Source organism: Candidatus Macondimonas diazotrophica (assembly GCF_004684205.1).
Lineage (GTDB): Bacteria > Pseudomonadota > Gammaproteobacteria > UBA5335 > UBA5335 > Macondimonas > Macondimonas diazotrophica.
This window is the reverse complement of record NZ_SRIO01000003.1, coordinates 104434-130474: the sequence shown is the minus strand read 5'-3', so window position 1 is coordinate 130474 and position 26041 is coordinate 104434. Positions and strand designations below refer to the sequence as shown.

Sequence of the window (26041 nt, the reverse complement as noted above, 5' to 3'; positions counted from 1 at the left end):
AGATTGAAACATCGTCACACGCCATTGCAAGGACGGCCGGGAAATCGAACATGAACATGCCGCGCTTTACCGTTACTCATCCGGTGTTCACCAGCATGGTGATGCTGATCATGGTGATCCTGGGCAGCTTTACCCTGATGCGCACCAACATCGATCTGATGCCGGAGCTGAGCCTACCGACGCTCACTGTGATCACGACCTACGAAAACGCGAGCCCCGAAGAAATCGAAGAGCTGATCACCAAGCCGATCGAGGAGATTCTCGCAGCGATCCCGGGCGTGGAAACGCTTTCCTCCACCTCTCGAGAAGGCCAGAGCGTCATTCGCGTCAGCTTCATCTGGGGCACCGACCTGGATGGCGCAGCCAATGACATCCGCGACGGTTTCGGACGCATCCGCGAGTTCATGCCGGCCGATGCCGACGAACCGATCATGCTAAAATTCGATACCAATGCATTCCCGGTCATGATTCTCGGCATCGGTAGCAATCTCGATGCGCTCACCCTGCGCAAGCTCATCGATGACCAGATCAAGTTCCGCCTCGAGCGGCTCAAAGGTGTGGCCGCCATTAACATCTGGGGCGGCCTGGAACGCGAGATCCAGGTACAGATCTATCCGGACAAGATCCGCGCCCTGCGTCTCAGCCTCGATGAAGTGGTTCAGGCGCTCCGCACTGCCAACGTCACACTGCCCGCGGGCAGCATCGATCGCGGCAATGCCAACATCCGCATCCGCATTCCAGGGCGATTTGACAACCTCGATGAAATTCGCGGCACCCTGATCGCCAATCGAGGCGGACCGATCTACCTCCACCAGATTGCCGATGTCGTGGATACCACGGCAAAAATCGATCGTAAGGCCTTGGTCAACGGCGTTCCGGGCGTCCAGCTGATGGTGCGTAAGCAATCCGGCTACAACACCGTGGAAGTCACCAACCGGGTGGAAGCGGAGATGGAGAAGATCCGCCGCGACTTTCCGCAGCTTTCGTTTGTGACCGTGGTCAACACCGGACAGTACATCCAGCGCGCAATCGACAATCTGACCACGTCGCTGTTCGGGGGTGCCTTCCTAGCCTTTGCCATCCTGCTGTTCTTCCTACGCAATGCACGCGCCGCATTGCTCGTCGCCACGGCCATGCCGATTTCGGTTCTGGTGGCGTTCGTACTGATCTACTTCTCGGGTTTCACCATCAACATGATGACCCTTGGCGGTCTTGCGTTGGGTGTCGGGATGATGGTGGACAACGCCATCGTGGTGCTTGAGAACATTGCCCGGAAACGCGAGGAAGAAGGGCTCGATCCGCAGAACGCGGCCATCGAGGGTGCGCAGCAGATCGCGCTGGCCATTGCAGGCGGTACGTTTACGACCATGGTGGTGTTCCTGCCGCTGATCTTCGCCGAAGGGATCGCCGGGGAAATGTTTGGCCAGCTCGGCTGGGTCGTGAGTTTTTCGCTCATCGCTTCGCTGTTGGTTGCACTCACGTTTACGCCCATGCTGGCTTCGCGCCTGCTCAGTCGCCAGATCAATCTCGGCAACCAGGTTCATGGCCTGGCCGAACGCATCGGTCGGCTCATCGCCCAGGCCGAAACACGCTACAAGCGTGCCCTGGATCCCTGCGTACGCCATCCCGGGCGCACGCTCACGGCAACGGCGTTGCTGGTCCTGCTGTCGTTTGCCCTGATTCCGCTCATCGGTACCGAATTCATGCCGCCTTCCGATGAAAGCGAGGTTCGGGTGGAATTCGAGATGCGTCCCGGAACGCGACTGGACGTTGTGGAAGAGAAAATCCAGGAAATCTCCCAGATTGTCCGGGACAATGTCCCTGAGCTCAAGCACATGGTCGTCGCAGTCGGTCCCACGCTGTTCAAGCCCGAGGCCACCTCGACAGCTGAAATGACTGCGGCGCTGATTCCCGTCGTCGAGCGCAAACGTTCCAGCCACGAAATCGCCGATGACCTGCGCGTCGCGCTCGCCGATTACCCAGGTGGGGTGCTCCGCTCGCGCGCGCCGCAGGATGTGATGCTGCAGATGATCGGCGGTGGCGAAGCCCTTCAAGTCGAGATTCGCGGCCCGGATCTCGATAGACTGAATGATTTGGCCGATCAGATTGCCGATGCGGTGGAAACGGTGCCCAATGTAACCGACGTGCGGCGCGCCGATCGCGAAGGGGTTCCCCAAGTCGAGCTTCATGTCGACCGCGCCAAAACCGCGGACCTCGGCGTGAGCGTGGCTCAGATTGCACGCACGCTGGAAATTGCATTGGGCGGCACGATTGCGAGCCGTTATGCCGAAAGCGGCGATGAATCCAACATCGTCGTGAAACTCAAAGACGCCACTCTTTTGACTGTGGATGAGATTCTGGATCTCAATATCCTCAATCCATTAGGTCAGCAAATTACCTTGCGCAATCTCGTCAACACCGAGGCGAAACTCGGCCCGATTCGGATTCTGCGCAATGACCAGCAACGCGCCATTCAGATCGGAGCTAACATCTCGGGCTCCGACTTGGGCACGGTTGTCAGCAACGTCCGCAAGGCGATTGCCGGTGTCCCTATTCCAGCCGGGTATCAGGTGCTGTTCGTCGGCGAATATGAGGAACTCCGGGCTGCATTCAAAGACCTGATCACCGTCATGATCCTGGCCATCATTCTTGTCTACATCATCATGGCCATGCTGTATGAATCGTTGCGCGACCCGTTGATCGTCATGTTCTCCGTGCCGTTGGCACTGATTGGCGTGAATCTCATGCTGCTCTTGACCGGAACGACCTACAACATCGTGTCGTTGATCGGCTCGATCATCCTGATCGGTGTCGTGGTCAACAACGCCATTCTGCTGGTCGATCAGGCCAATCACCTGCGCTATGACCGTCAGTTCGCATTGCACGATGCCCTGCTCGAAGCCGGACGGACGCGTCTGCGTCCCATTTTAATGACCGCCCTGACCACCATGCTGGCCTTGGTACCACTTGCCGTGGCGCAGGGTGAAGGGGCACAGATCCAGCAGAGCATGTCGCGCGCCCTCATCGGCGGACTGATCAGCTCCACCTTCATCACCCTGTTCGTGGTCCCTGTTATCTACACGCTGTTCCATCGCAAGGACGCTGCCCGATGAAACAAATGACCGTTCGCCTGAATCTCATCGGCGGGGCTCTGTTGAGCCTGACCATCCCAGCCCATGCCGCAATCCCGGAGACGCCTGCACCGCAATCCAAACCGGGTCCGACACCGCTGCAGGACAGGATCGTCAGGGACAGCACGCCCGGTGTGAATCAGATCAAAGGTGGCAAAGCAGCACCGTCGAATCCGGCAGGCCCGTTGCGAATCACCCGCGAAGAAGCCGTCTTGCTGGCGCTCAGGAACAACAAACTGCTCAACATCCAGATGTTGACGCCCGTATTAAGAGGCGCCTTCGAAGATATCGAGCGATCCCGCTACGACACCAATCTGTTCCTCCAGGGCTCCCTGGGCCGGGAAAAATCGGAATTTTTCTTTCCAGGCGTCGGCACCATTCCCGAGGACTTGGATTTCAATCCGCGTGTTGCGCTGCCGAGCCCGTTCCGCCGAAATCGCGATCGCGATGTGATTGACGCGTCCGACAGCAGCGGTCAGGGCAGCGTCATCGACGGCGAACGCAGTGAAGTCAAAGTCGGCGCCACCAAGCGTCTGGTCACCGGGACACAGATCGAAGCGTCGATCTCCAATGAGCGAATCAAGAGCCAGAGCGATACCATCGAGCGCATCATCCTCGAGGATCTGGAGGGTAGTGCGCGAGACGCCCAAAATCAGACCCGCATCGGCCTGACCTTGACGCAGGCGCTGCTGAAAGGCGGCAGCCCCTCCGCCAACCTGGCGCGCATCCAACAGGCGGAAACCGAAACACTGGCAACCCAGTACCAGTTACGCGGCTTTACCCAAACGCTAGTCAGCCAGATCGAATCGCTTTACTGGGATTACTATCTGTTCAAGCGTCAGCTGGAAATCCTGGAAGATTCCGTCCGGCTTTCCGAAAAGCAGCTCCATGAAATCGAGGAGCGGGTTGAGGTTGGCCAGATTGCCCAAACCCAACTCCCTGCCCCACGTGCTGAGTTGGCCCTGCGTCGCCAGGCGCTCATCGATGCGCGTAGCGCATTCGATAAGCTGCGCCTGCGATTTCTTCAGCAACTCAATCCCCAAGGTGTGGATGGCTGGCAGCGGATGATCGAAATCGCCGATGTCCCGACCCTTCCGGCATCGTTCACCGGAAATGTCGAGGATCACGTCAAGCTTGCATTGCGTTACCGGCCCGATCTCAACGAGGCCCGCATGCAGCTGCGCAGCGGAGAGTTGCAAGTGGTACAGACACGAAATGGTCTGTTGCCCGCGCTCAACCTGTTCATAACGCTTGGGCGCAGCGGCTACGCCGAATCGTTCAGCGACAGCGTCGATAACATCAGCAACGGAGACGAGGAATTTTGGGACGCGGGAGTCGGCCTAAGGCTGGACTTCCCGGTCGGTAACCGGCAATCCCGAGCAATCCATCTTCAGTCGCTAACGGCGCGGGACCAACGTGAACTCGCCTTGCAGAACCTGGAGCAGCTCGCGGAGCTGGATGTGCGAAGCGCCTTCATGGAAGTCAAGCGGGCGGAGGAGCAGGTCACCGCAACTGCCGCAACACGCCAGCTTCAGGAAGCGGCCCATATCGCAGAACGGGAGAACTTCCTGGTCGGTAAATCGACCGCCACCCTGCTCGCTCGCGCCCAGCGGGATCTGGTTTCTGCCCAGATCGAAGAGGTTCGCTCCGTGGTGAATCTGCGCAAAGCGCTGATTGACCTGTATCGGCAGGACGGCACGCTGTTGACTTATCGCGGAATCTCTGCTCCCGGTGCCATTGAATGAGGGATCCATTGGCGTGCAGTCGGCCCTAATAGGAGCCGATGTTGCTGTCAGCCAAAGCGTACAGGACCAAACTCTCCCGAAGAATCATCGCCTTAGTAAAAAGCGGGTTCTTTTTACTTGTACAATTTACGGGATCAATAGGTTGACCTCTTTTTATTAAAGCTCAATAATAATCCTAATACCCTGAATTCAGGGTTTTCTTTACAGATTCATGTAGCAGTGGCGCCCTCCTGAAAGGCGAGGGCATGTACTGTTTTCCCTCGAGGACATTCCCAATGCAACGGACACCTGAACCCTCCACGGATGGGAGCTGGCTCAGCTTCAAGAACCTCGGCCAGATCTGGCGCGGGCGGCGGCGCTATCTGAATGCGATCGTCACGGTCTACAAGATCGACCGGTCTTACCGGAAAGTGCGTGCGCGCACCAAGCATCTGTCCGATTGGAAAGAGCGCAAACCTTACTTCAAGGCAGCACATCCGAAAAACGCCGAACTGCTCTACAACCTTTGCAAGCACAATGGCGCAACCTGGGTGAAGCTCGCGCAGTTCATGAGCGCGCGTCCCGACATGCTGCCGCGTGAATACATCGACGCGCTCAAGAAGCTGCAGAACGACGCCAAACCGGTTCCGTTCCACGATGTGGTGCCGGTCATGGAAGACCAGCTCGGTGCAAACTGGCGTGATCACTTCGAGTGGGTGGAGGAAGATCCCGCTGCAACCGCGTCGATCGGCCAGGTGCACCGGGCCAAGCTCAAAGATGGCCGGCTGGTCGCCATTAAGGTTCAGCTGCCGAATGTCAAGGAACTCTTCTACCAGGATTTCGGTCTGTTCCGGATGATGGCCGAACTGCTCAAGAGCCGTGTGCCACAGATCGACATCAAGCAGATGATCGAGCAGCTGCTGAAAATGACCGCCGAGGAGCTGGATTTCCGTATCGAGGCGGAAAACATGCGGATTTTCTCGCAGCAACAACACCATCCACGCATTCGCATCCCGGTGCTGGTGGAAGATCTGTCCAAAGAAAAGGTCATCGTCACCGAGTGGATCGAGGGCACCCGGCTGGTCAGTCACCTCGATCGCAACAATAAGGAAGAAGCGCGTGATCTGCTGTCCGTCGTCCAGGACAGCTACATGCAACAGATCACCAAGTTCGGTGTGTTCCAGGCCGATCCCCACCCCGGCAACTTCATGGTCGACCAGGATAAGAATGTCTGGATTCTGGATTATGGTGTGATCGGTCGGCTGACGCCCAAAGAGACGATGAACTACACCCGGCTGATGCTCTACATGCTCAATCAGGGCAAAGGACAGGATGAGACGCAGGCCGGCGAGAATCTGGGCAAGCTTATGCAGGAATGCGGTTTCGGCGGCATCGATGCGGAAACGGTCGAGGATCTGTCGCAGTACTTTATCCGGACCAAGCGAGGCAAGCCCGAAGCCAAGACCCGCGCTGGCGAAATCATGCGTGACATGAAGAAGAAAGGCGTGGACGAGGTGATCGAGGAGCTGATGGAAGTGTTCCAGGAACACCGGATCATCGTCCCAGACTCCTTCGTCGGCATGAGCCGTGTGCTCATGACGGTGGGGGGTCTGATGCAGATCTACCGAGTCCCCTTCAACATGATGCCGGGCATGTCCAAGGCATCCTGATCCCTTCGACATCGTAGCGCTTCGGCGTACAGAAAAAAGCCGGCCTTCAAAGCCGGCTTTTTTTCATATCACCTATAAAGACACATCCTCAGCTGGCGACCCGCAGACTCTGAATCATCCCCCACAGGGCCAGCAGCACACCGATCTGCGGAACCCACCACACCCAGCGCGTCCAGTGACGCCGCTGAAGCGCCCAGCTTCCAAGTCCGAAGAACACGCTTGCGGCCAGGAACCAACCCGTCACGCGGGTTAGAAACGGCAAGTCGCGAGGCATTCGCGGATCCATGTCGATATAGATGACGTAAACCAACAGTACGACCCCCATGATCACCGTCATCACCGCAAACAAGGCCGTCAAGGCCAGTTGTCCAACCAATCCGTAACGCGACATTGCACCCATCATTCCCTGCGCCTCATGCTCCGGTCACTCATCGGGCCCACGGTTGTTCAGCTTGCGGCGCCGCTCGGCCGCCGTCCGCAAGATAGCCCAGCGCCCTTCCCGGTCCAGACTGAGCCAGCACCGGATTTCCTCGGCGCTTCGCCCACAACCAATACAAATTCCCTGGCCATCGAGCTGACAGACCTGGCAACAGGGGGAACATGGCTCCGGAACTTCAGACACCGCCGGTGAACTCCGAGGGCAATTGGGAAAATTGCTGGCGCAGGGCAAGTTTATTGAACTTGCCCGTGGATGTTCGGGGGATCGCAGGTTCGATCATGTACTGATCCGGCACCATCCATTTGGCAAATCGCTCGGCCAAAAATGTCCTGAGTTCGTCACTCGAAGCCGATCGATCAGATTTGAAAACAATGACCGCGAGGGGCCGCTCCCCCCAGCGGGGATGCGGAATCGCAATCACGGCGGCCTCATGCACCGCGGGATGATCCATCAGTGCATTTTCCAGGGCCACTGAGCTGATCCATTCGCCTCCGGACTTGATCAGGTCCTTGGTCCGATCGGTCAGAAACACATAGCCCTCGGGATCCACGACGGCGACATCCCCCGTTCGAAGCCACCCGTCGGCAGTGAATTTGTCCTGACCCTCGCCGCCGTGATAGGAGCCGGTAATCCACGGCCCACGTACCTGAACCTCGCCCATGCGCTCGCCATCCCAAGGCAGCGTATTCCCCGCATCATCTGCAATGCGTAAACGCACCAACGGACAGGCAAGGCCTTGGCTGGTCTGGTAACGTATCCGTTGATCGGGCGGCAAGTCTTCGTGCGCAGGCTTGAGTTGTGCCAATGCAGCCAGAGGCGAGGTTTCAGTCATTCCCCACCCCTGAATCACCGACATCCCGAACGTCGCCAGCCCCTGAATCAAGGAACCCGGCACCGCAGACCCCCCCACCACCGTACGCATGCGGGGCAAGGACCACCGCTTTGGTTCGGCGCGCAAGGCCTCAAGCAGTCCCAACCAGATGGTGGGCACCCCGGCCGTCACGGTCACCTGCTCGCCTGCGAACAGGTCGAGGAGACTTTCCGCATCCAGATGCGGGCCGGGCAACACCTGGCTCGCTCCCACCAGTGTGGCGGAAAACGGTAGGCCCCACGCATTGGCATGGAACATCGGCACCACGGGCGTCACCGTATCGCGGCATGACAATCCAAGCTCATCCGGCAACGCGCTGGCCAGGGCATGCAGCACGGTGGACCGGTGGGAATACACCACTCCTTTCGGCCGCCCGGTCGTGCCCGAGGTATAGCACATCAAACAAGGATCACTCTCGTCGATCACGGGCAGCGTCGAACGGCCCGTGCCCGATGCGAGCAGTGCTTCATAGTCCGAGAGCGTCGCGTCGTCGACCGAAGCATCCTGCCAACAAACCACCCAGACCCGCTCCAGGCTCAAACGGTCCCGGATCCGCGCATACACGGGGAGCAGGACATCATCCAGGATCAGGAATCGATCGCCGCCGTCCTGGATGATGTAACAAAGGTCTTCGTCAGAAAGCCGCGGATTGAGTGTATGCAGCACGCCCCCGGCCAAGGGAACACCGAAGTAGGCTTCCAGATGGGGCTGGTGATTCCACATCAGGCTCGCCACACGATCGCCCGGCTGCAATCCCGCTACCTGCAATCCGCCGGCGAGATCGCGCACCCGGCGCGCCATGGCGGCATAGGTCGAGCGCCGCAGCGTTCGATCAGGGGCTCTGGAGACAATTGGCGTGTCCGGAAACAAGCGCTCGGTGCGTTCCAGCAACAAGTCCAGTGTCAATCCATCAGGCATCATCGTGCTGCGCATAACCTCGCTCTCCCACACCAGAGTCGTTTTGACTAATAGGTATTCATTCGGCCCAAGTCAGAACCAGCTTGCCGAAGTGGCCCCCGCGGGCCATGTCGTGATGTGCCTGGGCGGCATTGGACATCAGATAAACGCGTGAAACCGGCATCTGCAATTGACCTTCAGCCAGAACGGGAAGGATCTGCCGCTCAAATCGCCGGACCAAGGCCACGCGACGTTCGATGGGCTGACTGCGCATGGTCAGGGTGCGAATACTCTGCCGACGCATAAGCAATCCCGCCAAATCGATTGTATCGCGGGATCCGCCCAGCAGCCCGACCACGACCAGGCGCCCCTCTTCACCGAGCAGGGACAGGTTTTCCGCCAGCCGGCCGCCCCCCCAAAGGTCGATAATCACCTGCGCGTGGCCACCCAGCGCATCCTGCGCGCGGCGCGCCATATCGGGCACCCCTTCGATCAACGGATGATCCAGTCCCAGGTCACGGAGAAGATCCAGACGGGCGGCATCACGCCCGGTACCCGCCACGACGTGATCGGCGAGGCGCGCCAGCTGGATCGCAGCGATGCCCACACTGGCCGTTGCCACCCGAATCAGCACGGCATCCCCAGAGGCCAGCTCACCTTCGCCCCACAGGGCGCGAAATGCGGTCAGAAAGGCCTCGGGAATTGCTGCGGCTTGCACATGCGTCAACCGTTCCGGAACCGGGAGCGTTTCCCGTTCCGGAACGGTAATGAATTCCGAACAAGCGCCCCCGACGACCAAACCCATGATGCGATCACCCGGCCGACGCAGCACGCAGTGCGCGCCCACCTCTTCCACGTCCCCGGCGTATTCCAGGCCCAGCCGGTGCGGATCCCAGCCTGCCGGCGGTGGATAGAAACCGCTGCGCTGCAGTAGGTCGGCGCGATTGAGCCCGACGGCACGGACTCGCACTTTGACCTCATCCGCCCCGAGTTGAGGCGGCGCGACCTCGGCGATCTGCAACACTTCCGGACCACCCGATCGACTACAGATCAAGGCTTTCAAGACGCCGTCCTAGAGCTACATTGCGCCAAGCAATGCAATGATGAGCAGCACTTCGCCGAAAAAGGCGGCAAAGAAGCTGACGGTTCGGGCGATAGGGATGCCGAGCGTATAGATCACATAGTGCGCCAGCCGGCCCCAGAAATAGAGCGCGGCACCGAAGCCGGTCATGGCGGAATTGGCGCCGACCAGCTCCACCAGGAGAACCAACGGTGCGAACACCACCAGGTTTTCGACCGCATTGGCATGCGCCCGCATCGCGCGCTGCGCCCAGTCCGATTCGGGCAAGTCATCCTTGCGCGGATTACCCATTGCCCCGAAAAGACCACGGATGCTGATACGGTTCAGCACATAGGGCACGAAGAAAAAGGCGGTCAGGATCACAGTCCAGGTGAGCCAAAACAGTTCCGCCGACATCGAACACACTCCTTATGAAAATTTCCTTGGCATTGCCAGCATCCCGGAAAAGAAGCTGGTCGAAGAACATAAACCGCCCAACCGCAATGCCGCAAGCGTGCTGTCGCTTCATTGCGTCATCCAAACCATGCCGGACAAAAAAAGAGGGAGGCAAGCCTCCCTCTTTTCACGCGATACCCGCAAGTGCCGGACGGTAACCGGCACCTGTAGATGTCCCGAGCCTAGACCAGCTTTTCCAGTTCCGGCAACACCTGGAACAGGTCACCGACGAGACCGAGATCAGCCACCTCGAAAATCGGCGCTTCTTCGTCCTTGTTGATGGCCACGATGGTCCCGGCATCCTTGATGCCGGCCAGATGCTGAATGGCGCCCGAAATCCCCACCGCGAAGTAGAGCTCGGGTGCAATGATCTTACCGGTCTGCCCAACCTGCATCTCATTGGGAACGAAGCCGGCATCGACTGCAGCGCGCGAGGCCCCGACCGCTGCACCGATCTTGTCCGCAAAGCCGAAGATGATCTTGAAGTTCTCCGCACTGCCAACACCGCGGCCGCCGGAGACGACCTTGGGAGCGCTTTGCAGATCGGGACGATCGCTTTTGCTGGTCTCCTGCGAAACGAATCGGGTATGGCTGGGCAGCGCCACATCCAGACTCACCGCTTCGACCGTCGCCGAGCCACCCCCACCGACGGCGGGATACGAGGCACCACGGACCGTGCCGCAGATTACGCCGCTACCTTCGACTTCGACGGTAACGATCGCGTTGCCGGCATAGGTCGGCCGCTTGAAACTGCGCTCTCCCAGCACCTGCATGATGTCGGTAACCTGCGGCACACCCAACAGCGCAGCCACCCGCGGCAGCGTGTCCTTGCCGAAACTGGAGTTACTGGCCAAGACGTGGCTATAGCCACCTTGCTGGGCCAACGCGACCACTTGCGGAGCCACGAGGGCCGCCAACGGATTGGCATTGGCCGGATTGCTCACGGTCACCACGCGGGTCACACCATCCAGCGCCGCAGCGGCCTGCGCCACATTCGCCAGATCATCTGCGCCAAACAGCGCCACCACGACTTCGGCTGGATTCAGCTCCTTGGCACAAGCGACCGCTCGGCCCACGGCCTGTCCCAGGACGCCACCCGCCTGCTCGCCGATAATCAATACCTTGCTCATTACAGCAGCCCCTTGTTCTTCAGTTCAGCAACCAGATCCTCGGCGCTGGCGACCTTGCGACCACCGCTGCGCGCTGCAGGCGCTTCGGTTTTGATCACCTTGAGCGCAGCCGCCGGCTCCACACCCAGATCCGCCAGGGCGATGGTCTCGAGCGGTTTCTTCTTCGCCTTCATGATGTCCGGCAGCTTGACATAGCGGGGTTCGTTCAGGCGCAGGTCGGCACTGATGACTGCAGGCAGATCCACTTCAATGGTCTGCAGACCGGCATCCACTTCCTGTGTCACCTTGGCGCTGCCCCCGTCGATCTCGATCTTCGAGGCATAAGAAGCCTGCGCGCAGTCGAGCAGGGCCGCCAGCATCTGCGGGGTCTGGCCGGCATCGTCGTCGATGGCCTGCTTGCCCAGAATGATCAACTGGGCGCCTTCCTTCTCCACCAGCTTGCCGAAGATGCGAGCCACCGTCAGGGGCTGACAGGCTTCAGTCGTTTCCACCAGGATGGCGCGATCCGCCCCCATGGCCAGCGCCGTACGCAGTTGTTCCTGGGAGGCGGAGGTCCCGATAGACACCACGATCACTTCCGTGGCCTTACCCGCTTCCTTGAGCCGCAATGCCTCTTCGACCGCAATTTCGTCGAAGGGGTTGACACTCATCTTGACGCCGTCGAGGGCCACTCCGGAGCCATCCGGTTTGACCTGAACGCGGACGTTGTAGTCAACGACCCGCTTGACACCCACCAAAATTTTCATGACCGCAGTCGCTCCAAGTCATCCAAAGTAAAAACAAGATCGGGCCTGCTCGGCCTCCGCTGCGCGGGAACGCCATGAGACCGCCATAGCATGGCCCCAGTCAGTTTCCGGCGCTGAAACCAAAGCTGGTGATTCTAGCATGCCCGACCGAACAAGCCCAAAATTGGACCCATGCAAAAAGGCCCGGGGCAGAAAGGCCCCGGGCCGCAGAGGTTACGGGTCGTCTGCCTCACACCACTTCGAAGAGGCCGGCCGCACCCATACCCTGAGCAATACACATGGACACCACGACATACTTGACGCCGCGGCGCTTGCCTTCGAGCAGGGCCGCACCGACCATGCGGGCACCGGACATGCCGTAGGGATGGCCGATGGCGATGGCACCGCCGTTAACGTTGCACAGGTCCATGGGGATACCGAGTTCCTTGATGCAGTACATGGCCTGCACGCCGAAGGCCTCATTCAGTTCCCACAGGCCGATGTCGTCCATCGTGAGGCCATGGCGCTCGAGCAGGCGCGGAATGGCAAACACCGGACCGATCCCCATGATGTCGGGTTCGCAACCCGCAGTGGCGAAACCACGGAAGATGCCCAGCGGTTCAACACCCTTCTTTTCGGCGTATTCGCTGTTCATGACGACGACCGCTGCGGCGCCGTCGGAGAGCTGACTGGCGTTGCCGGCCGTGACCGTGCCAGTGGGGCCGGCAACGGGCTTGAGCGAGGCCAGCTTCTCGAGCGTGGTATCGACGCGGTTGCCTTCGTCCTGGCTCAGCGTCACCTCAACCTTCTCGGTCTTGCCGGTTTCCTTGTCGGTGACTTCCATGGTCACCGTGATCGGCACGATTTCTTCGGCCAGCTTGCCGCTGCGCTGCGCTTCGGCGGTCCGCTGCTGACTGATCAGTGCGAGCTGATCGGCTTCCTCGCGAGTGATGTTGAAGCGTTTGGCAACGTTCTCAGCCGTCGGGATCATCGGCATCATGATGGTAGGCTTCATCTTGAGCAGCCCCTTGTCCATCGCGTGCTTCATGTTCATGTTGTTCTGCACCAGGCTGATCGACTCCAGCCCGCCGCCGACGGCGACTGGGACCTTGTCGACGATGCAGCGCTGCGCCGCGTGGGCGACGGCAGAAAGACCCGAGCCGCAGAACCGGGCAATGGTCGCGCCGGTCGCAGTGACGGGAATACCGCCGCGAATCCCGGCCAGACGGGCGATGTTGTTGCCGGTCGCGCCTTCGGGCAACCCGCAACCCATGATGATTTCTTCGACTTCAGCCGGATCGATCCCAGCCCGCTCGACGGCGTGCTTGATCACGTGACCGCCCATCTCGGCGCCATGGGTCAGATTCAAGGAACCCTTGAACGCCTTGCCAATACCCGTGCGGGCGGTGGAAACAATAACTGCATCAGCCATTTCAATTACTCCTGTGCGGACGTTCCTGCCGAGTACTCCATGTGCTCCATGCCTGCGTCTGCACCCGGCCCCACCGGTCGAACCCGAGGGCCTTCGATTCTCTCGCACCGGATTGGGGCAATGAACTCGCCATCTTTCCTGGGGCATTGAGCGGGTTGCCGCGACCCTGCGGCAACCGGAGAGCGCTAACGGTACAACGAACCTCGTTCAAGTTCCAGCACGCTGGTTAATTCGCAGTGCGCACGCGCAGCAACGCATCGAAGGTTTCAAGCGTGGGGGCCGGCACCCCGGCGGACCGCGCCCGATCAAGTATCGCGCCGAGAATGGCCTCGCGTTCCAACGGACGACCGTGCAGGGCATCAAGCGTCATGCTGGTCAGATATGGTGGCATTCGTCGCGTGTTTTCCAGCATTGCGTCGACCGTCTGCGGAGGCAGCGGATGCCCCGCGGCGGCAGCGACCTCACATACCTCAACCATTGCGCGCCGGATTGTGCGGACCGCGGCATCATCAGCCATAAGGCGTCCGGTATCGATACAGCCCGCCAAGACCGATGCCGGATTGAAGGCGGCATTCCAGACGGCCTTGCGCCAGCGCGCTGTGACGATCGCATCGCATGATTCCACCGGCATCCCTGCGGCACGAAACGCAGCGGCCAGCCGTCGCACCGCGCCCGAAATCCCGGTGGGATAGTTGCCGAGCGTCAGGCCACCGTAAGCCTGATGGTGAATATGACCGGGTGCGGTACGCGATACACAGACGAAGGCCAGCGCACTGATCAGTTCGTGATCCGGAAACGCGGCAGCGAACGGCGCCTCGATATCGACGCCGTTCTCCAGTAACACGATGACCGTCCGCGGCCCCACGGCCGGCCGAATCAGTTCCGCGCGATCCTCTCCCGCCAGCACCTTGGTGGTAAGCAGCAGATAATCCGGGGCTTCTTCGAGGGCCGTGACATGGGTAGCCGTGGCGGCTGGGCGAAAGCGCCATTTCCCCAGGGTATCGCTGTGAATGGCGAAGCCTCGTTCAGAGACGAGGGCCGCCTCGCTCCGGCACACCACACTCACTGGCCATCCCTGGCGCGCCAGCAGGCTGCCGTAGAAACCACCTATCGCGCCGGCGCCCACCACCAACACGCGCGCGGCGGCCTCGGGACCTCCAACCAGCGTCTCGTTGGACTCGATCGTCATGTGCCAGCGCGCCCGGGTGAAACCGGTTCGGTGACCGGGCGGCCAATGGCGTAATAGCTAAAACCCTGCTCCGCCATGCGGACCGGATCGTACAGATTACGGCCATCGAAGATCACGGGCCGGCGCAGTTGCTGCCGAATGGCTGCGAAATCGGGGCTGCGGAACCGATTCCACTCGGTCATGACGACCAGCGCCTCCGCGCCATGCAGACAATCATCCGGGTTCTCACACAACGTCAACGCCTCGGCATCCGGATACAAGCGTCTGGCCTCGGCCATCGCCGCCGGATCATAGGCGCGAACCCGTGCACCGGCCTGCCACAGGGCCTCCATCAACACACGGCTGGGCGCCTCGCGCATGTCGTCGGTCCCCGGTTTGAAGGCGAGCCCCCACAGCGCAAACGTGAGCCCGGACAGATCGTGACCGAAATGCGCCTGGATCCGTTCGAACAGGCGCCGCTTCTGACGCTGATTCACGGCCTGAACCGCTTCCAGAATCTCGGCCGGATGCGCATTTTCCCTTGCGGTGTGAATCAGTGCGCTGACATCCTTGGGGAAACAGGATCCCCCATAGCCGGCGCCCGGGTAGATGAAATGGAAGCCGATGCGCGGATCCGAACCGAGCCCGATCCGGACCTGCTCGATATCCGCCCCTACCCGCTCGGCGATACCGGCGAACTCGTTCATCAGGCTGATCTTGGTCGCCAGCATGGCATTGGCGGCATACTTGGTCAGTTCAGCGGATGGGGCATCCATGACCAGCAGCCGGTCGTTCTTACGGTTGAACGGCGCATAAAGCTGCTGCATCTCGGCAATGGCACGCGCATCTTCAGCACCGACGATGATGCGGTCGGGCTTCATGAAATCCTCGACCGCATTGCCTTCCTTGAGGAACTCTGGATTGGACACTACCGCAAAGGGAATCGTCACCCCACGCTGCGCCAAGCCCTCATCAATGACGCGCGCCACCCGCTGCGCCGTTCCGACCGGCACCGTCGATTTGTCGACGATGATGCGATAGTCGGTCATATGCGTCGCGATCGTTGCCGCTACCGCCAGCACATGGCTCAAGTCGGCTGATCCGTCTTCATCGGCCGGCGTACCCACGGCAATGAACTGGAACAAGCCATGCGCGACCCCTTCGCCGGCATCCGTTGTAAAGCGCAGATTTCCCGACCGAACGCCCGCCATCACCAGATCGTCCAGGCCATGCTCCCGAATCGGCACCTTGCCCTCGCGCAAAGCGGCCACTTTGGCGGCATCGATGTCCACGCAGAGCACCTGGTTGCCCATATGAGCAAAGCAGGCGGCCGTGACCAGCCCCACATACCCGCTGCCGAATACGGTGATCTTCATGTGATTCCCCATGTTGGCGGGCACGGCGCGGCCCGGAGCGCATCAGACTGGCGATTGTACCAATGGCCGTTGCGTTTCAGGCGACCCGGCGAGCGTACAGATCCCCCGCGGGCTGATCGGGTGTGAGCCGGCCGAGATCGGCCAGCGCCCCCTCCGGCGTCATCCAGTCCCCGCTCCAGTGCAGGCTCTCGCCGACCGATCGCCGATACTGATAGCGACCCAGCTCGCCCAAGCGCGCAATACAATCCCTTACGCCCTGCGGATCTGCGGGAGAATACTCCATCGAGAGCGTCGGCAACGGTTGGGACAGTCCGGCCAGAACCAGCGCTTCAGCGCCTTCCACATCCAGCTTGCAAAATGCGGGCACGCCGTAACAGTCGATCAAGTCATCCAGCGTGAGCACCGTGACTTCGCAGGTCGCATCCCAACGCACACGCCGAAAGCGGGGGTTGACGGCCATGACTTGGCGCCAGGCTGGATTCAGCGTACTGACGGTTGGGGTCCGCCGGCTGATCATCAACGTGCATCGGCCGGGGCGCTCGCCCAAGGCCACGGCTTCCAGGTGAACGCGCTCGTCGTCGCGGTAGCGGCGGCGCAAGGCCCTTGCAAACAGCGGTTGGGGCTCGACCGCCACGACATGCGCGCCGAGGTCCCGCCACGCATCGACCCGGTTCCCCATGTGCGCCCCGATGTCGAAACACAGACTGTCCCGACCGATGAAGGACCGGTAGAATGCCGCGAGTCGTCGTCGATGCAGGGGATTCGACCGATAAAGCACCCAGGAGCGCATCCAACCCCACTGCGACCGCCAATCCATGGTGTCCCCGATCGATTCCCTGCTGCTCCGAACGCATCCTCGGCACGATCTTGCCCCCGTCTTCACCGCTTCGTCCAGTCTCGGGAAAATTGTGTGAATCAGTCTGAAGTTGTCTTGGATGAGCCGCTACGCGAAATCACCGTCGGATCGAGCCGGATCACCCTGCTCGGTACCGCGCATGTCTCGCGCGCCAGCGAAGCCGCGGTCCGCCACCTCATTGCGAGCGATGGGTTCGACGCCGTTGCCGTCGAGCTGTGCCCAAGCCGGCATCAGGCACTGCGCGATCCCGACGCATTGGCCCGGATGGACCTGCTTCAAGTTGTCCGCGAGGGCAAGATGGGGCTCGTTGCCGCCAACCTGGCGCTGACCGCCTACCAGCAGCGTCTGGCCGATCAGCTGGGCGTGGAGCCCGGCGCGGAACTGCGCGCCGCCCTGGAGGCCGCTGACGACGCCGGATTACCGATTTTGCTCATCGACCGCGAGGTGGGCGTCACCTTGCGTCGGCTGACCGGCGCCGTGCGCTGGTGGCAGCGACCCGGCCTGATTGCCGGATTGGTGGCCAGCCTGCTGACTCGGGAAGAGGTGGCCGAGGAAGACATCGAACGGCTCAAGTCGGGCGACCTGCTGCACAACACATTCGCCGATTTTGCCGATCAGGCTGAACCGCTCTACCGCGCGCTTATCGGGGAACGTGACGCCTATATGGCACTGAAGCTGCGCGAACAGGCGGAGCTGCACCCCAATCAGCGCATCCTGGCGGTTGTAGGCGCCGGGCATCTCGACGGCATCATCCGCCACCTGGAGGCCGCGCCGCCGGCGCAACCCGATGCACTCCTGGAATCCCTGACCCGGACACCCCCGAGAAGCATGATCGGAAAAAGCATCCCCTGGCTGATCATGATCCTGATCCTGGGCGGGTTCTTGGTGGGCTTCGTCCGCGGGCCGGAACTCGGCTGGCAGCTCGTGCTGGACTGGACGCTGACCACCGGCGGCCTGGCCGCTGTCGGCGCCCTGATCGCACTGGCGCATCCGCTGACGCTTGTCGGCTCGTTTCTGGCGGCGCCGATCACCACCCTGCATCCGCTGATCGGCGCGGGTATGGTGGCCGTCGCGCTTGAACTGTGGCTGCGCAAGCCGCGAGTGGCCGACTTTTCGACGCTTCGCGAGGATATCGCGCACATCAAGGGCTGGTGGCGCAATCGCGTAGCCCACACCTTTCTGGTCTTCATGCTGGTCAATCTGGGCGCCTCGATAGGAACCTACGTCGGTGGCTTCCGCCTCTTTGGTCAGCTAGCCGGACACGGCTGAGGGACCTGCACCGATCGGATCCTGACGGCCGCCTGAAGCGCAGACCGGATCGGGCCGCGCTCGTTCATGGCACCCTTGCCCGCCGCACGTTCCGCCATCGCCGACTTGTCCTATCCTGCGCTGGCCCTCATCAGTAGCGCTCCCCACAGATTGCAGACCAGAAAAAACCCCGGACGCGGACGCCCGGGGTTCGATTTTCACATCATCGATGCGGGCCGGTCATGCCACCCCGCCGGACGTGCATCGTTCTTAGTGGAACTGCTCTTCTTCGGTGGAACCGGTCAGTGCCTTGACGCTGCTTGACCCACCCTGAATCACCGTGGTGACATCGTCGAAATAGCCGGCACCGACTTCCTGCTGATGCGACACGAAGGTGTAGCCCCGCTCACGCGCAGCGAATTCCGGCTCCTGCACCATTTCGGTGTAGTGCTTCATGCCTTCTCCGCGAGCGTAGTTGTACGCGAACTGGAAGGTGTTGAACCAGTTGATGTGAATGCCGGCGAGGGTGATGAACTGATACTTGTAGCCCAGCGCGGACAGTTCGTCCTGGAACTTGGCAATGGTCTTTTCGTCCAGGTTCTTCTTCCAGTTGAAAGAAGGCGAGCAGTTATAGGACAACAGCTTGCCAGGGCACTTCGCGTGCACGGCCTGAGCGAATTCACGCGCGAAGCCCAGGTCCGGCGTACCGGTTTCGCACCACACCAGATCGGCATAGGGGGCATAGGCCACACCCCGGCTGATGGCCTGCTCCAGGCCGTTCTTGACGCGGAAGAAACCTTCCTGCGTCCGCTCGCCTGTCAGGAAGGGCTTGTCATTGGCATCGTGATCAGAAGTGATTAGGTTGGCGGCTTCGGCGTCGGTGCGGGCCAGCACAATGGTCGGCACGCCCATGACGTCGGCTGCAAAACGCGCCGAGATCAGCTTCTCGACGGCTTCCTGGGTCGGGACCAGCACCTTGCCGCCCATGTGGCCGCACTTCTTCACTGCGGCGAGCTGATCTTCGAAATGCACGCCAGCGGCGCCGGCGCCGATCATGTTCTTCATCAGCTCGAAGGCATTGAGCACACCACCGAAGCCTGCTTCGGCATCCGCAACGATGGGCAGGAAGTAGTCAATGTATTCCTTGCTGCCCGGCTCGATCCCGCGCGACCACTGGATTTCATCGGCACGCTTGAAGGTGTTATTGATCCGACGCACCATGGTTGGCACCGAATCATAGGCATACAGCGACTGATCGGGGTACATGGTCTCGCTGGTATTGCCGTCGGCAGCGACCTGCCAGCCGGACAGATACACCGCTTCCAGACCCGCCTTGGCCTGCTGCATGGCTTGGCCGGCGGTGATAGCGCCAAATGCGTTGACGTAGCCCTTCTTGGCTTCGCCATTGACCAGCTTCCACAGCTTTTCGGCACCCCGACGCGCCAGGGTGTGCTCGACCTGCAGGGAGCCCCGAAGCCGTACAACGTCGGCAGCGGAGTAACCACGCTTGACATTCTTCCATCGGGGGTTTTCGGCCCAGTCTTGTTCCAGGGCCTTGATCTGTTGCTCGCGCGTCATCGACATCATTTTCTCCAACACGAAATTAGGGCAGGTGGTCGTAGGCAGCCAGGGTCAGAAAATCGACGCACTCATCGGCGGTAGTGATCCGATCCATAATCTGGGCGGCATCACCGAAGCGCCCCTGGCCGTAGGCGTCGTCACCCACTTCCTTGCGAACCACTTCAAGCTCTTCCGCCAGCATGCGCCGGAACAGCTCGGCCGTGACGGCCTCCCCATTGTCCAGGCGAATGCCGTGGCGAATCCACTGCCAAATCTGGGTGCGACTGATTTCTGCCGTGGCGGCATCTTCCATCAGGTTGTAAATCGGCACCGCGCCGCGGCCGCTGATCCAGGCTTCGATGTACTGCACGGCGACACGAATGTTTGCCCGCATCCCCACCTCGGTCGCCGGCCCTTCGGAGGGTTCCAGCAAGTCGCGCGCAGTGATGGATGCATCCGCTTCCCGCAATACATGAAGCTGATTGAGCCGACCGGGCCCGATGTACTGATTGAACACCTCGGTCGCCACGCCCGCGAGGCCGGGGTGAGCGATCCAGGTGCCGTCATGGCCGTTGCGCGCTTCCCGTTCTTTGTCGGCGCGAACCTTGGCCAAGGCGATCTCGTTCTGCCCGGGATCTTTGACCGGAATGAACGCTGCCATGCCGCCCATGGCCAGAGCACCCCGCTTGTGGCAGGTTTTGATCAGCAGTCGCGAGTAGGCATCCAGAAACGGCTTGTCCATGCTCACGACACCCCGGTCGGGCAGAACCCGATCCGAGTGATTCTTCAGCGTCTTGATATAGCTGAAAATGTAGTCCCATCGACCGCAGTTGAGCGCGACGATGTGATCGCGCATCTCGTAGAGGATCTCGTCCATCTCGAACACGGCCGGCAGGGTTTCGATCAGCACGGTCGCCTTGATGGTGCCCCGCGGCAGGTCGAAGCGATCCTCGGAATAGTCCATCGCCTGCGCCCACAATCGGGCTTCGAGATGGCTTTCCATCTTCGGCAGGTAGTAGTAAGGACCCGTACCCTTGGCGATCAGCTTGCGCGCGTTGTGGAAGAAATACAGGCCATAGTCCAGCAACGCGCCGGGAATCGGCTGCCCATTCAGCGTGATGTGCTTTTCGGGCAGATGCCAGCCGCGCGGACGGGCGATCAGCACGGCCGTCTTGTCGGCCAGCTGATAGACCTTGCCGTCGGGATTGGCAAAGGAAATGCTGCCTTCCACGGCATCCCGCATGTTGACCTGCCCCTGGATGACATTGTCCCAAGTCGGCGACAGGGCGTCCTCGAAGCAGGCCATGAAGCATTTGACCGGCGCGTTCAGGGCATTGATGACCATTTTGCGATCGACCGGACCGGTAATCTCCACCCGCCGGTCCTGAAGATCGGCCGGAATCGGAGCGACCTTCCAATCGCCGTTGCGAATCGCTTCGGTTTCAGGAAGAAAGTCGGGCAAGGCCCCGGAATCAAACGCCTTCTGGCGTTCGCGACGCCGCTCCAGCAGGCGATTCCGCTCGGGCCCGAAGCGCGCGACCAGTTCGGCGACGAACTCCAGCGCATCTTCGGTCAGGATCTCCTGATAGGCAGGCGTCAATGGACCCAGGATCGCAACCTCGCCGTTGCGGGTCTTGTAAGGCATCATGGCAGTCTCCTGCGAAACATGAACATCAATGGATGGAAGGCCAATTCTATCGGGCGCGCCCGATCACCGCAGCCATCCACGGATGCCTCACGGCTGGAATGCACGAAACGAGACCGGAAGCGTAGATCCGCATCACAAAGGATCGATCCAGCGGTCTGATGATATGGATTCACTCTCGCACACCCGTCTAGTTCGGGTCTTTCGTCATATCTATAAATGATAGAATCTTTATAGCTATTTGACAATCCAATATATTCTATTTTTAATATTTTCCTCATCAATCATTGACGGCACGCAGGGAGCATCGCCTGATGGAGGAGCCTTCTCGGCACTACTACAAGCACAATCGCTTGCAGCAATTGCGCGGCTTTTGCTATGCCACGCAAACCGGCAGCATTTCCAAGGCCGCTGAACGAATGGCGTTGAGCCAGCCGTCGGTATCGCTTCAAATCCAGGCATTGGAACGGGAACTGGATGTCGTCCTGTTCGAGCGCCGCGGGCCGAAGATCAAGCTGACACCCGAAGGGCATGTCCTCTATGAACTGGCGCTACCGCTGGTGGAGGGCCTCGAAGCGCTTCCGGAAAACTTCTCGGCCCGGCGCGGATCCCTGGAATCCGGGCAATTGAACATCGCTGCGGGCGAATCCACGCTGCTTTACCTTCTTCCAAACCTGATTCGGCAGTTTTCCGCCCGTCATCCCGGCATTCACTTCAACCTGCACAATGTGACGGGCCGCGACGGCATGGAAATGCTGCGCGCCGACGATGTCGATCTGGCCGTGGGGTCGATGCTCGATGTCCCCGATGACATCACCTATTGGCCGATATATGCCTACGATCCCATGCTGATCACGCCGTTGGACCACCCCCTTGCCGCCAAGGAGAAGGTCACGCTGGAGGAAATCAGCGAATATGGCCTGCTGTTGCCGCCCCGCCATCTCAGCACCTGGCGCGTCGTGCGCATGGTCTTCCAGCAACACAACCTGGAGTTCAAGGTCACCCTGGAAGCCGGGGGCTGGGAGGTGATCAAGAAATATGTCGAACTGGGCTTTGGTATTTCCATCGTCACCAGCATCTGCCTGACGGGCGATGAGCGCCTTCACGCCATCCCCCTGAACGACTATTTCCCGCAGCGCACTTACGGGGTCGTGGTTCGCAAGGGTAAATTCCTCACTCCCGCCGCGAAAAGATTCATCGAAATGATGGATCCTGACTTCTTCGAGCGGCTTGGTGAAGAGGATTCACATGCGTTGGCCAATACAGTGGAATAGTTCGAACCCTTGCCGACGGCGGCAACCGTGACCCTGCGCATCGGCTTGGCGCTGGGTAGCGGGTCCGCCCGAGGCTGGGCCCACATCGGCGTTCTGGAAGCGCTGGCGCAGCAGGAAATCCGCCCGGACATCGTGGCTGGCGCGTCCATCGGCGCACTGGTCGGCGCAGCCTATTGCGGCGGCGAGTTGGAGGAGCTCAAGAGCTGGGTGCTGAGCCTCGGCAGACTGGACGTCATGCGCATGCTTGATTGGAGCATGAGCGGCAGCGGACTGCTGCACGGCCGTCGCGCCCTCACCCTTTTCAATGAACGACTCGGGTCACGGCCGATCGAGACTTTTTCGCCCCGTTTCGCCGCCGTTGCCACCGACCTCGGGACCGGGCGGGAAATCTGGCTGACGCAGGGCCCCGTACTCGATGCGGTCCGCGCCTCGATTGCATTGCCGGGCCTGTTCACCCCGGTCCAGTCCGAAGGGCGCTGGCTGGTGGATGGCGGACTGGTCAATCCCGTCCCCGTATCGGTATGCCGCGCCATGGGCGCCGATGTGGTGATCGCGGTCAATCTCAACGGAGACATTCTGACCCGACGTCAACGGCAACCCCCGCTTCCATCCACCGAAACCAAGGCAGTGGCCGAAGCAGCTACCCCGTTGCCCGTATGGAATCCACGCGCATGGCTATCGTTCTTCCGCGATGAGCACGCTACCGGAGACTCCCCGCCGCCCGGCCTGTTCGATGTCACGGCCACCTCGATCAACATCATGCAGGATCGGATCACGCGCAGTCGCATGGCCGGCGATCCGCCGGACTGGCAGATTGCTCCTCGCCTCGGTCACATCGGGTTGATGGAGTTCTATCGGGCCCAGGAAGCCATCGAACAAGGCCGGGCGGCAACCGAACGGGTCGGTGAGGAATTGCGCCGCTTGACCGGCCTTGCCGATCGCCCCTGAACCTCATGCGCTCATTGGCAGATCGCTCAGGATCAATCCGTCACCGTCGGCATACAGCCAGGCGCCAGGCCGAAACTGGATGCCGGCAAAACGAACCGGAATATCCCGCTGCCCTTCGCCGCGCTTGATGCTTTTCACCGGGTGCGTCGCCAACGCCTTGACGCCCAGTGGCAAGCCGCCGATGGCCTCGGAGTCCCGAATGCAGCCGTAGACGACCACACCCGCCCAGGCGTTCCGGACAGCCAGCTCGGCGAGCTGATCGCCCAACAGCGCACAGCGCAGCGATCCGCCGCCGTCGACCACCAGAACGCGGCCTTCGCCGGGGGTTTCCAGTGTGCCGCGAACCAGCGCATTGTCCTCGAACAATTTGAGCGTCACCATCGGGCCATGGAAGGCCAGACGGCCGCCGAAATCCCGGAAAATCGGTTCTGCCACCTGGAAGGCCTCCGGATGAGCATCGGTCAGATCGGTGGTCGCATAGGACATGCACAATCTCCTGAAGTGAAGCCGCCAGGCGGACTATTTCTGATAACGCGATTTCCATTCCGAATACGGCATGCCATAGATCCGCTCGCGCGCCTGCAAGTCGTCAACCGGCTCTCCGAGCCGTTCACTTTCCTCGGCATACCATCTGGCCAGGCAATTGCGGCAAAACCCGGCCAGATTCATCAAATCGATATTCTGCACGTCCGTGCGATCCTGCAAGTGCGCCACGAGTCGGCGAAAGGCCGCAGCGGCAACCCGATCATCGAATTCAAGCGCCATTCGTTACTCCTGTAAGAGGATCCGGATCAGGGCGCCATCCTAACATCATGCACTTCCGCCTCCGATGCCGCTCATGACAACCCTGGGGGTGTACACTGAACCTCAAGGGGGCCGGATCCATTGTCTGTCAAGAATCTACTCATCGTCTTTCATTCCCAGACCGGCAACACCGAGCGACTGGCCGAAGCCGCAATGGAGGGTGCGACAGGCACCGGTGGTGTGTCGGTCCGGCGTCTCTGGGCCAAGGAGGCAGCAGCATGCGATTTGCTCTGGGCCGATGGCGTACTGTTCGGCACGCCGGAGAATCTAGGTTACCTGTCTGGGGGTCTCAAGGATTTCTTCGATCGCACCTACTACGCGGTACAGGATCTCATTCAGCCTCTGCCCTATGGTCTGTTCATCAGCGCCGGCAACGATGGACGCGGTGCAGCCCAGCACACCCGACGCATCCTGCGTGGCTATGCCATGCGACCCATCGACGATCCACTGATCTGCCGCGGCGCGATTACAGCCGACCATCTCACCCAGGCTCGCGCACTCGGCGAAACGCTGGCGACCGGATTGGAATTGGGGATCTTTTGACGCGCCGCGCTTTTCATGCCGGCGCCGCTGACCTATGATTGCTGGATTGCTTACGAGCCTGAGCGCAGCAAGGATTGCTGAATGTCCGACGAGACGTCCCTGTTCGAGCGAGATCCCGACCAGGTGCGCCGCCTCCACGGCGGCTTCTTCAATGCCATCCCGCATTCCAAAGAGCTGGGTCTCGAGGTCGTCGACATGGGGCCAGGCTGGGGGATCCTGAAGGTGCCCTACCGCCCGGAACTGGTCGGCAACCCCAAGACTGGCGTATTGCACGGAGGGGTACTCACCTCATTGATCGACAGCACCTGCGGCTTAGCGGTCTTTTGCCGTCTGCCCCGCATGGAAGCGATCGCGACGCTTGATCTGCGCCTCGACTTTCTCAAGCCCGCCGTCACCGGAGAGGATTTGTTCGCCCGCGCCGAATGCTACCGGCTGACCCGACAGATTGCCTTCGTGCGCGCCACGGCCTATCAACGCAACGCAGACGATCTCGTCGCGACCAGTGTCGCTACCTTCATGCGTTCGAGTTCGAACCCCAAGCGACCGTTCCCGCCGCGTGAAGGGCAATGACCGTCATGGAATTCGATCAAATCATATCGAACGCCCGACAGCAGGGCGATCTCACCCGGCTCATGGAGCATATCCCGTACGCACGGCTGATCGGGATGGTGATGGCACTTGATGAGGCGGGAAGCCCGGTATTCCACCTGCCTTTCCAGAAAAAGAACATCGGCAACATCGCCCTGCCGGCATTGCACGGTGGCGTCATCGGCGGATTTCTGGAGAACAGCGCCATTGTCCACCTGATGTGGACCCGGGAATCCACCCAGATGCCCAAGACCATCGATTTCTGCGTCGACTACCTGCGTTCGGCACGGGCGGTGGATACCCACGCCCGCTGCGAAGTCACGCGTCAGGGGCGGCGCATCGCTCATGTCACGGCCACCTGCTGGCAACATGATCCTGCCGCGCCTGTGGCCGTGGCCCGTGTTCATTTCTTGCTGACCTGAAAACAGTGGACTGCGATCCAGCAGGTCGGCGTTTTATCGCAAACCAACCTCCAAGGGAGCATTCCAATGTCCGA

24 protein-coding genes are annotated in these 26041 nt (G+C 60.8%); 9 read left to right on the top strand and 15 right to left on the bottom strand.

The window, feature by feature from the left end:
* Positions 1-50: 50 nt before the first annotated feature.
* From E4680_RS03310 to E4680_RS03300, 3 genes are all read left to right on the top strand, one after another.
* On the top strand, positions 51-3113 hold the full coding sequence (locus E4680_RS03310) for an efflux RND transporter permease subunit (protein WP_135280957.1): 3063 nt from the start codon (positions 51-53) through the stop codon (positions 3111-3113).
* Positions 3110-4876 carry a TolC family protein gene (locus E4680_RS03305; RefSeq protein WP_135280956.1) on the top strand — a complete coding sequence of 589 codons (1767 nt, stop codon included), beginning with the start codon at positions 3110-3112 and terminating at the stop codon, positions 4874-4876. Before E4680_RS03310 ends, E4680_RS03305 begins: the two co-directional genes overlap by 4 nt.
* Before the next feature lie 275 nt (positions 4877-5151).
* A complete protein-coding gene (locus tag E4680_RS03300) occupies positions 5152-6525 on the top strand; it encodes an ABC1 kinase family protein (protein WP_167792356.1) in 1374 nt (457 codons plus the stop codon).
* Between the two features lie 88 nt (positions 6526-6613).
* Here E4680_RS03300 and E4680_RS03295 read toward each other — a convergent pair whose 3' ends face one another.
* The 11 genes from E4680_RS03295 to E4680_RS03245 all read right to left on the bottom strand — a co-directional run bounded on the left by E4680_RS03295 (position 6614) and on the right by E4680_RS03245 (position 16869).
* Positions 6614-6916, bottom strand: a complete 303-nt coding sequence (locus E4680_RS03295; protein WP_135280954.1) for a hypothetical protein — start codon at positions 6914-6916, stop codon at positions 6614-6616.
* Positions 6917-6949: 33 nt separating this feature from the next.
* On the bottom strand, positions 6950-7147 hold the full coding sequence (locus E4680_RS03290; protein WP_135280953.1) for a DUF1289 domain-containing protein: 198 nt from the start codon (positions 7145-7147) through the stop codon (positions 6950-6952).
* Positions 7140-8768 carry a long-chain fatty acid--CoA ligase gene (locus E4680_RS03285; RefSeq protein ID WP_135280952.1) on the bottom strand — a complete coding sequence of 543 codons (1629 nt, stop codon included), beginning with the start codon at positions 8766-8768 and terminating at the stop codon, positions 7140-7142. Before E4680_RS03285 ends, E4680_RS03290 begins: the two co-directional genes overlap by 8 nt.
* 43 nt (positions 8769-8811) lie before the next feature.
* Positions 8812-9795: a zinc-binding dehydrogenase gene (locus tag E4680_RS03280; protein ID WP_135280951.1), complete on the bottom strand. Its 984-nt coding sequence runs from the start codon at positions 9793-9795 to the stop codon at positions 8812-8814.
* Between the two features lie 15 nt (positions 9796-9810).
* Positions 9811-10209, bottom strand: coding sequence for an MAPEG family protein (locus tag E4680_RS03275; protein WP_135280950.1), 399 nt, complete (start codon positions 10207-10209; stop codon positions 9811-9813).
* A gap of 221 nt (positions 10210-10430) precedes the next feature.
* Complete coding sequence (locus E4680_RS03270; protein WP_135280949.1) at positions 10431-11378, bottom strand: electron transfer flavoprotein subunit alpha/FixB family protein; 948 nt, start codon at positions 11376-11378, stop codon at positions 10431-10433.
* A complete protein-coding gene (locus E4680_RS03265; protein ID WP_135280948.1) occupies positions 11378-12124 on the bottom strand; it encodes an electron transfer flavoprotein subunit beta/FixA family protein in 747 nt (248 codons plus the stop codon). The genes E4680_RS03270 and E4680_RS03265 overlap by 1 nt, the downstream gene beginning before the upstream one ends.
* Before the next feature lie 229 nt (positions 12125-12353).
* A complete protein-coding gene (locus tag E4680_RS03260) occupies positions 12354-13535 on the bottom strand; it encodes an acetyl-CoA C-acyltransferase (protein WP_135280947.1) in 1182 nt (393 codons plus the stop codon).
* A 226-nt stretch (positions 13536-13761) separates the two neighbouring features.
* A complete protein-coding gene (locus E4680_RS03255; protein WP_135280946.1) occupies positions 13762-14724 on the bottom strand; it encodes a ketopantoate reductase family protein in 963 nt (320 codons plus the stop codon).
* Positions 14721-16079, bottom strand: a complete 1359-nt coding sequence (locus E4680_RS03250) for a UDP-glucose dehydrogenase family protein (RefSeq protein ID WP_135280945.1) — start codon at positions 16077-16079, stop codon at positions 14721-14723. Before E4680_RS03250 ends, E4680_RS03255 begins: the two co-directional genes overlap by 4 nt.
* A 76-nt stretch (positions 16080-16155) precedes the next feature.
* Entirely contained in the window at positions 16156-16869 is a 714-nt protein-coding gene (locus tag E4680_RS03245; RefSeq protein ID WP_167792355.1) for an FkbM family methyltransferase, read from the bottom strand.
* A gap of 120 nt (positions 16870-16989) precedes the next feature.
* Here E4680_RS03245 and E4680_RS03240 point away from each other — a divergent pair, with 120 nt between their 5' ends.
* A complete protein-coding gene (locus E4680_RS03240; protein ID WP_240696102.1) occupies positions 16990-18204 on the top strand; it encodes a TraB/GumN family protein in 1215 nt (404 codons plus the stop codon).
* 249 nt (positions 18205-18453) lie between these two features.
* Here E4680_RS03240 and aceA read toward each other — a convergent pair whose 3' ends face one another.
* Both aceA and aceB read right to left on the bottom strand, forming a co-directional pair.
* Positions 18454-19761 carry an isocitrate lyase gene (gene aceA, locus E4680_RS03235; protein ID WP_135281067.1) on the bottom strand — a complete coding sequence of 436 codons (1308 nt, stop codon included), beginning with the start codon at positions 19759-19761 and terminating at the stop codon, positions 18454-18456.
* A 25-nt stretch (positions 19762-19786) separates the two neighbouring features.
* Positions 19787-21391 (bottom strand): malate synthase A, encoded by a 1605-nt coding sequence (gene aceB / locus E4680_RS03230; RefSeq protein ID WP_240696101.1) that lies wholly within the window; start codon positions 21389-21391, stop codon positions 19787-19789.
* 311 nt (positions 21392-21702) lie between these two features.
* Here aceB and E4680_RS03225 point away from each other — a divergent pair, with 311 nt between their 5' ends.
* Positions 21703-22662: a LysR family transcriptional regulator gene (locus E4680_RS03225; RefSeq protein ID WP_135280942.1), complete on the top strand. Its 960-nt coding sequence runs from the start codon at positions 21703-21705 to the stop codon at positions 22660-22662.
* Positions 22663-22671: 9 nt separating this feature from the next.
* Complete coding sequence (gene rssA, locus E4680_RS03220; protein WP_240696100.1) at positions 22672-23610, top strand: patatin-like phospholipase RssA; 939 nt, start codon at positions 22672-22674, stop codon at positions 23608-23610.
* A 3-nt stretch (positions 23611-23613) separates the two neighbouring features.
* Here rssA and rraA read toward each other — a convergent pair whose 3' ends face one another.
* Together rraA and E4680_RS03210 are read right to left on the bottom strand one after the other, a co-directional pair.
* A complete protein-coding gene (gene rraA, locus E4680_RS03215; RefSeq protein WP_135280941.1) occupies positions 23614-24096 on the bottom strand; it encodes a ribonuclease E activity regulator RraA in 483 nt (160 codons plus the stop codon).
* Positions 24097-24129: 33 nt separating this feature from the next.
* On the bottom strand, positions 24130-24375 hold the full coding sequence (locus E4680_RS03210; protein WP_135280940.1) for a DUF1244 domain-containing protein: 246 nt from the start codon (positions 24373-24375) through the stop codon (positions 24130-24132).
* A 120-nt stretch (positions 24376-24495) separates the two neighbouring features.
* On the opposite strand from E4680_RS03210, the gene E4680_RS03205 reads away from it, so the two are divergent.
* The 3 genes from E4680_RS03205 (at position 24496) to E4680_RS03195 (ending at position 25967) form a co-directional block, all read left to right on the top strand.
* Positions 24496-24957 carry a flavodoxin family protein gene (locus E4680_RS03205; protein WP_205688731.1) on the top strand — a complete coding sequence of 154 codons (462 nt, stop codon included), beginning with the start codon at positions 24496-24498 and terminating at the stop codon, positions 24955-24957.
* A gap of 81 nt (positions 24958-25038) precedes the next feature.
* The gene (locus E4680_RS03200) at positions 25039-25527 is read left to right on the top strand and encodes a PaaI family thioesterase (RefSeq protein ID WP_135280939.1); all 489 of its coding nucleotides are present in this window, start codon (positions 25039-25041) and stop codon (positions 25525-25527) included.
* A 5-nt stretch (positions 25528-25532) separates the two neighbouring features.
* On the top strand, positions 25533-25967 hold the full coding sequence (locus E4680_RS03195; RefSeq protein WP_135280938.1) for a PaaI family thioesterase: 435 nt from the start codon (positions 25533-25535) through the stop codon (positions 25965-25967).
* The last annotated feature ends 74 nt before the right edge of the window (positions 25968-26041 follow it).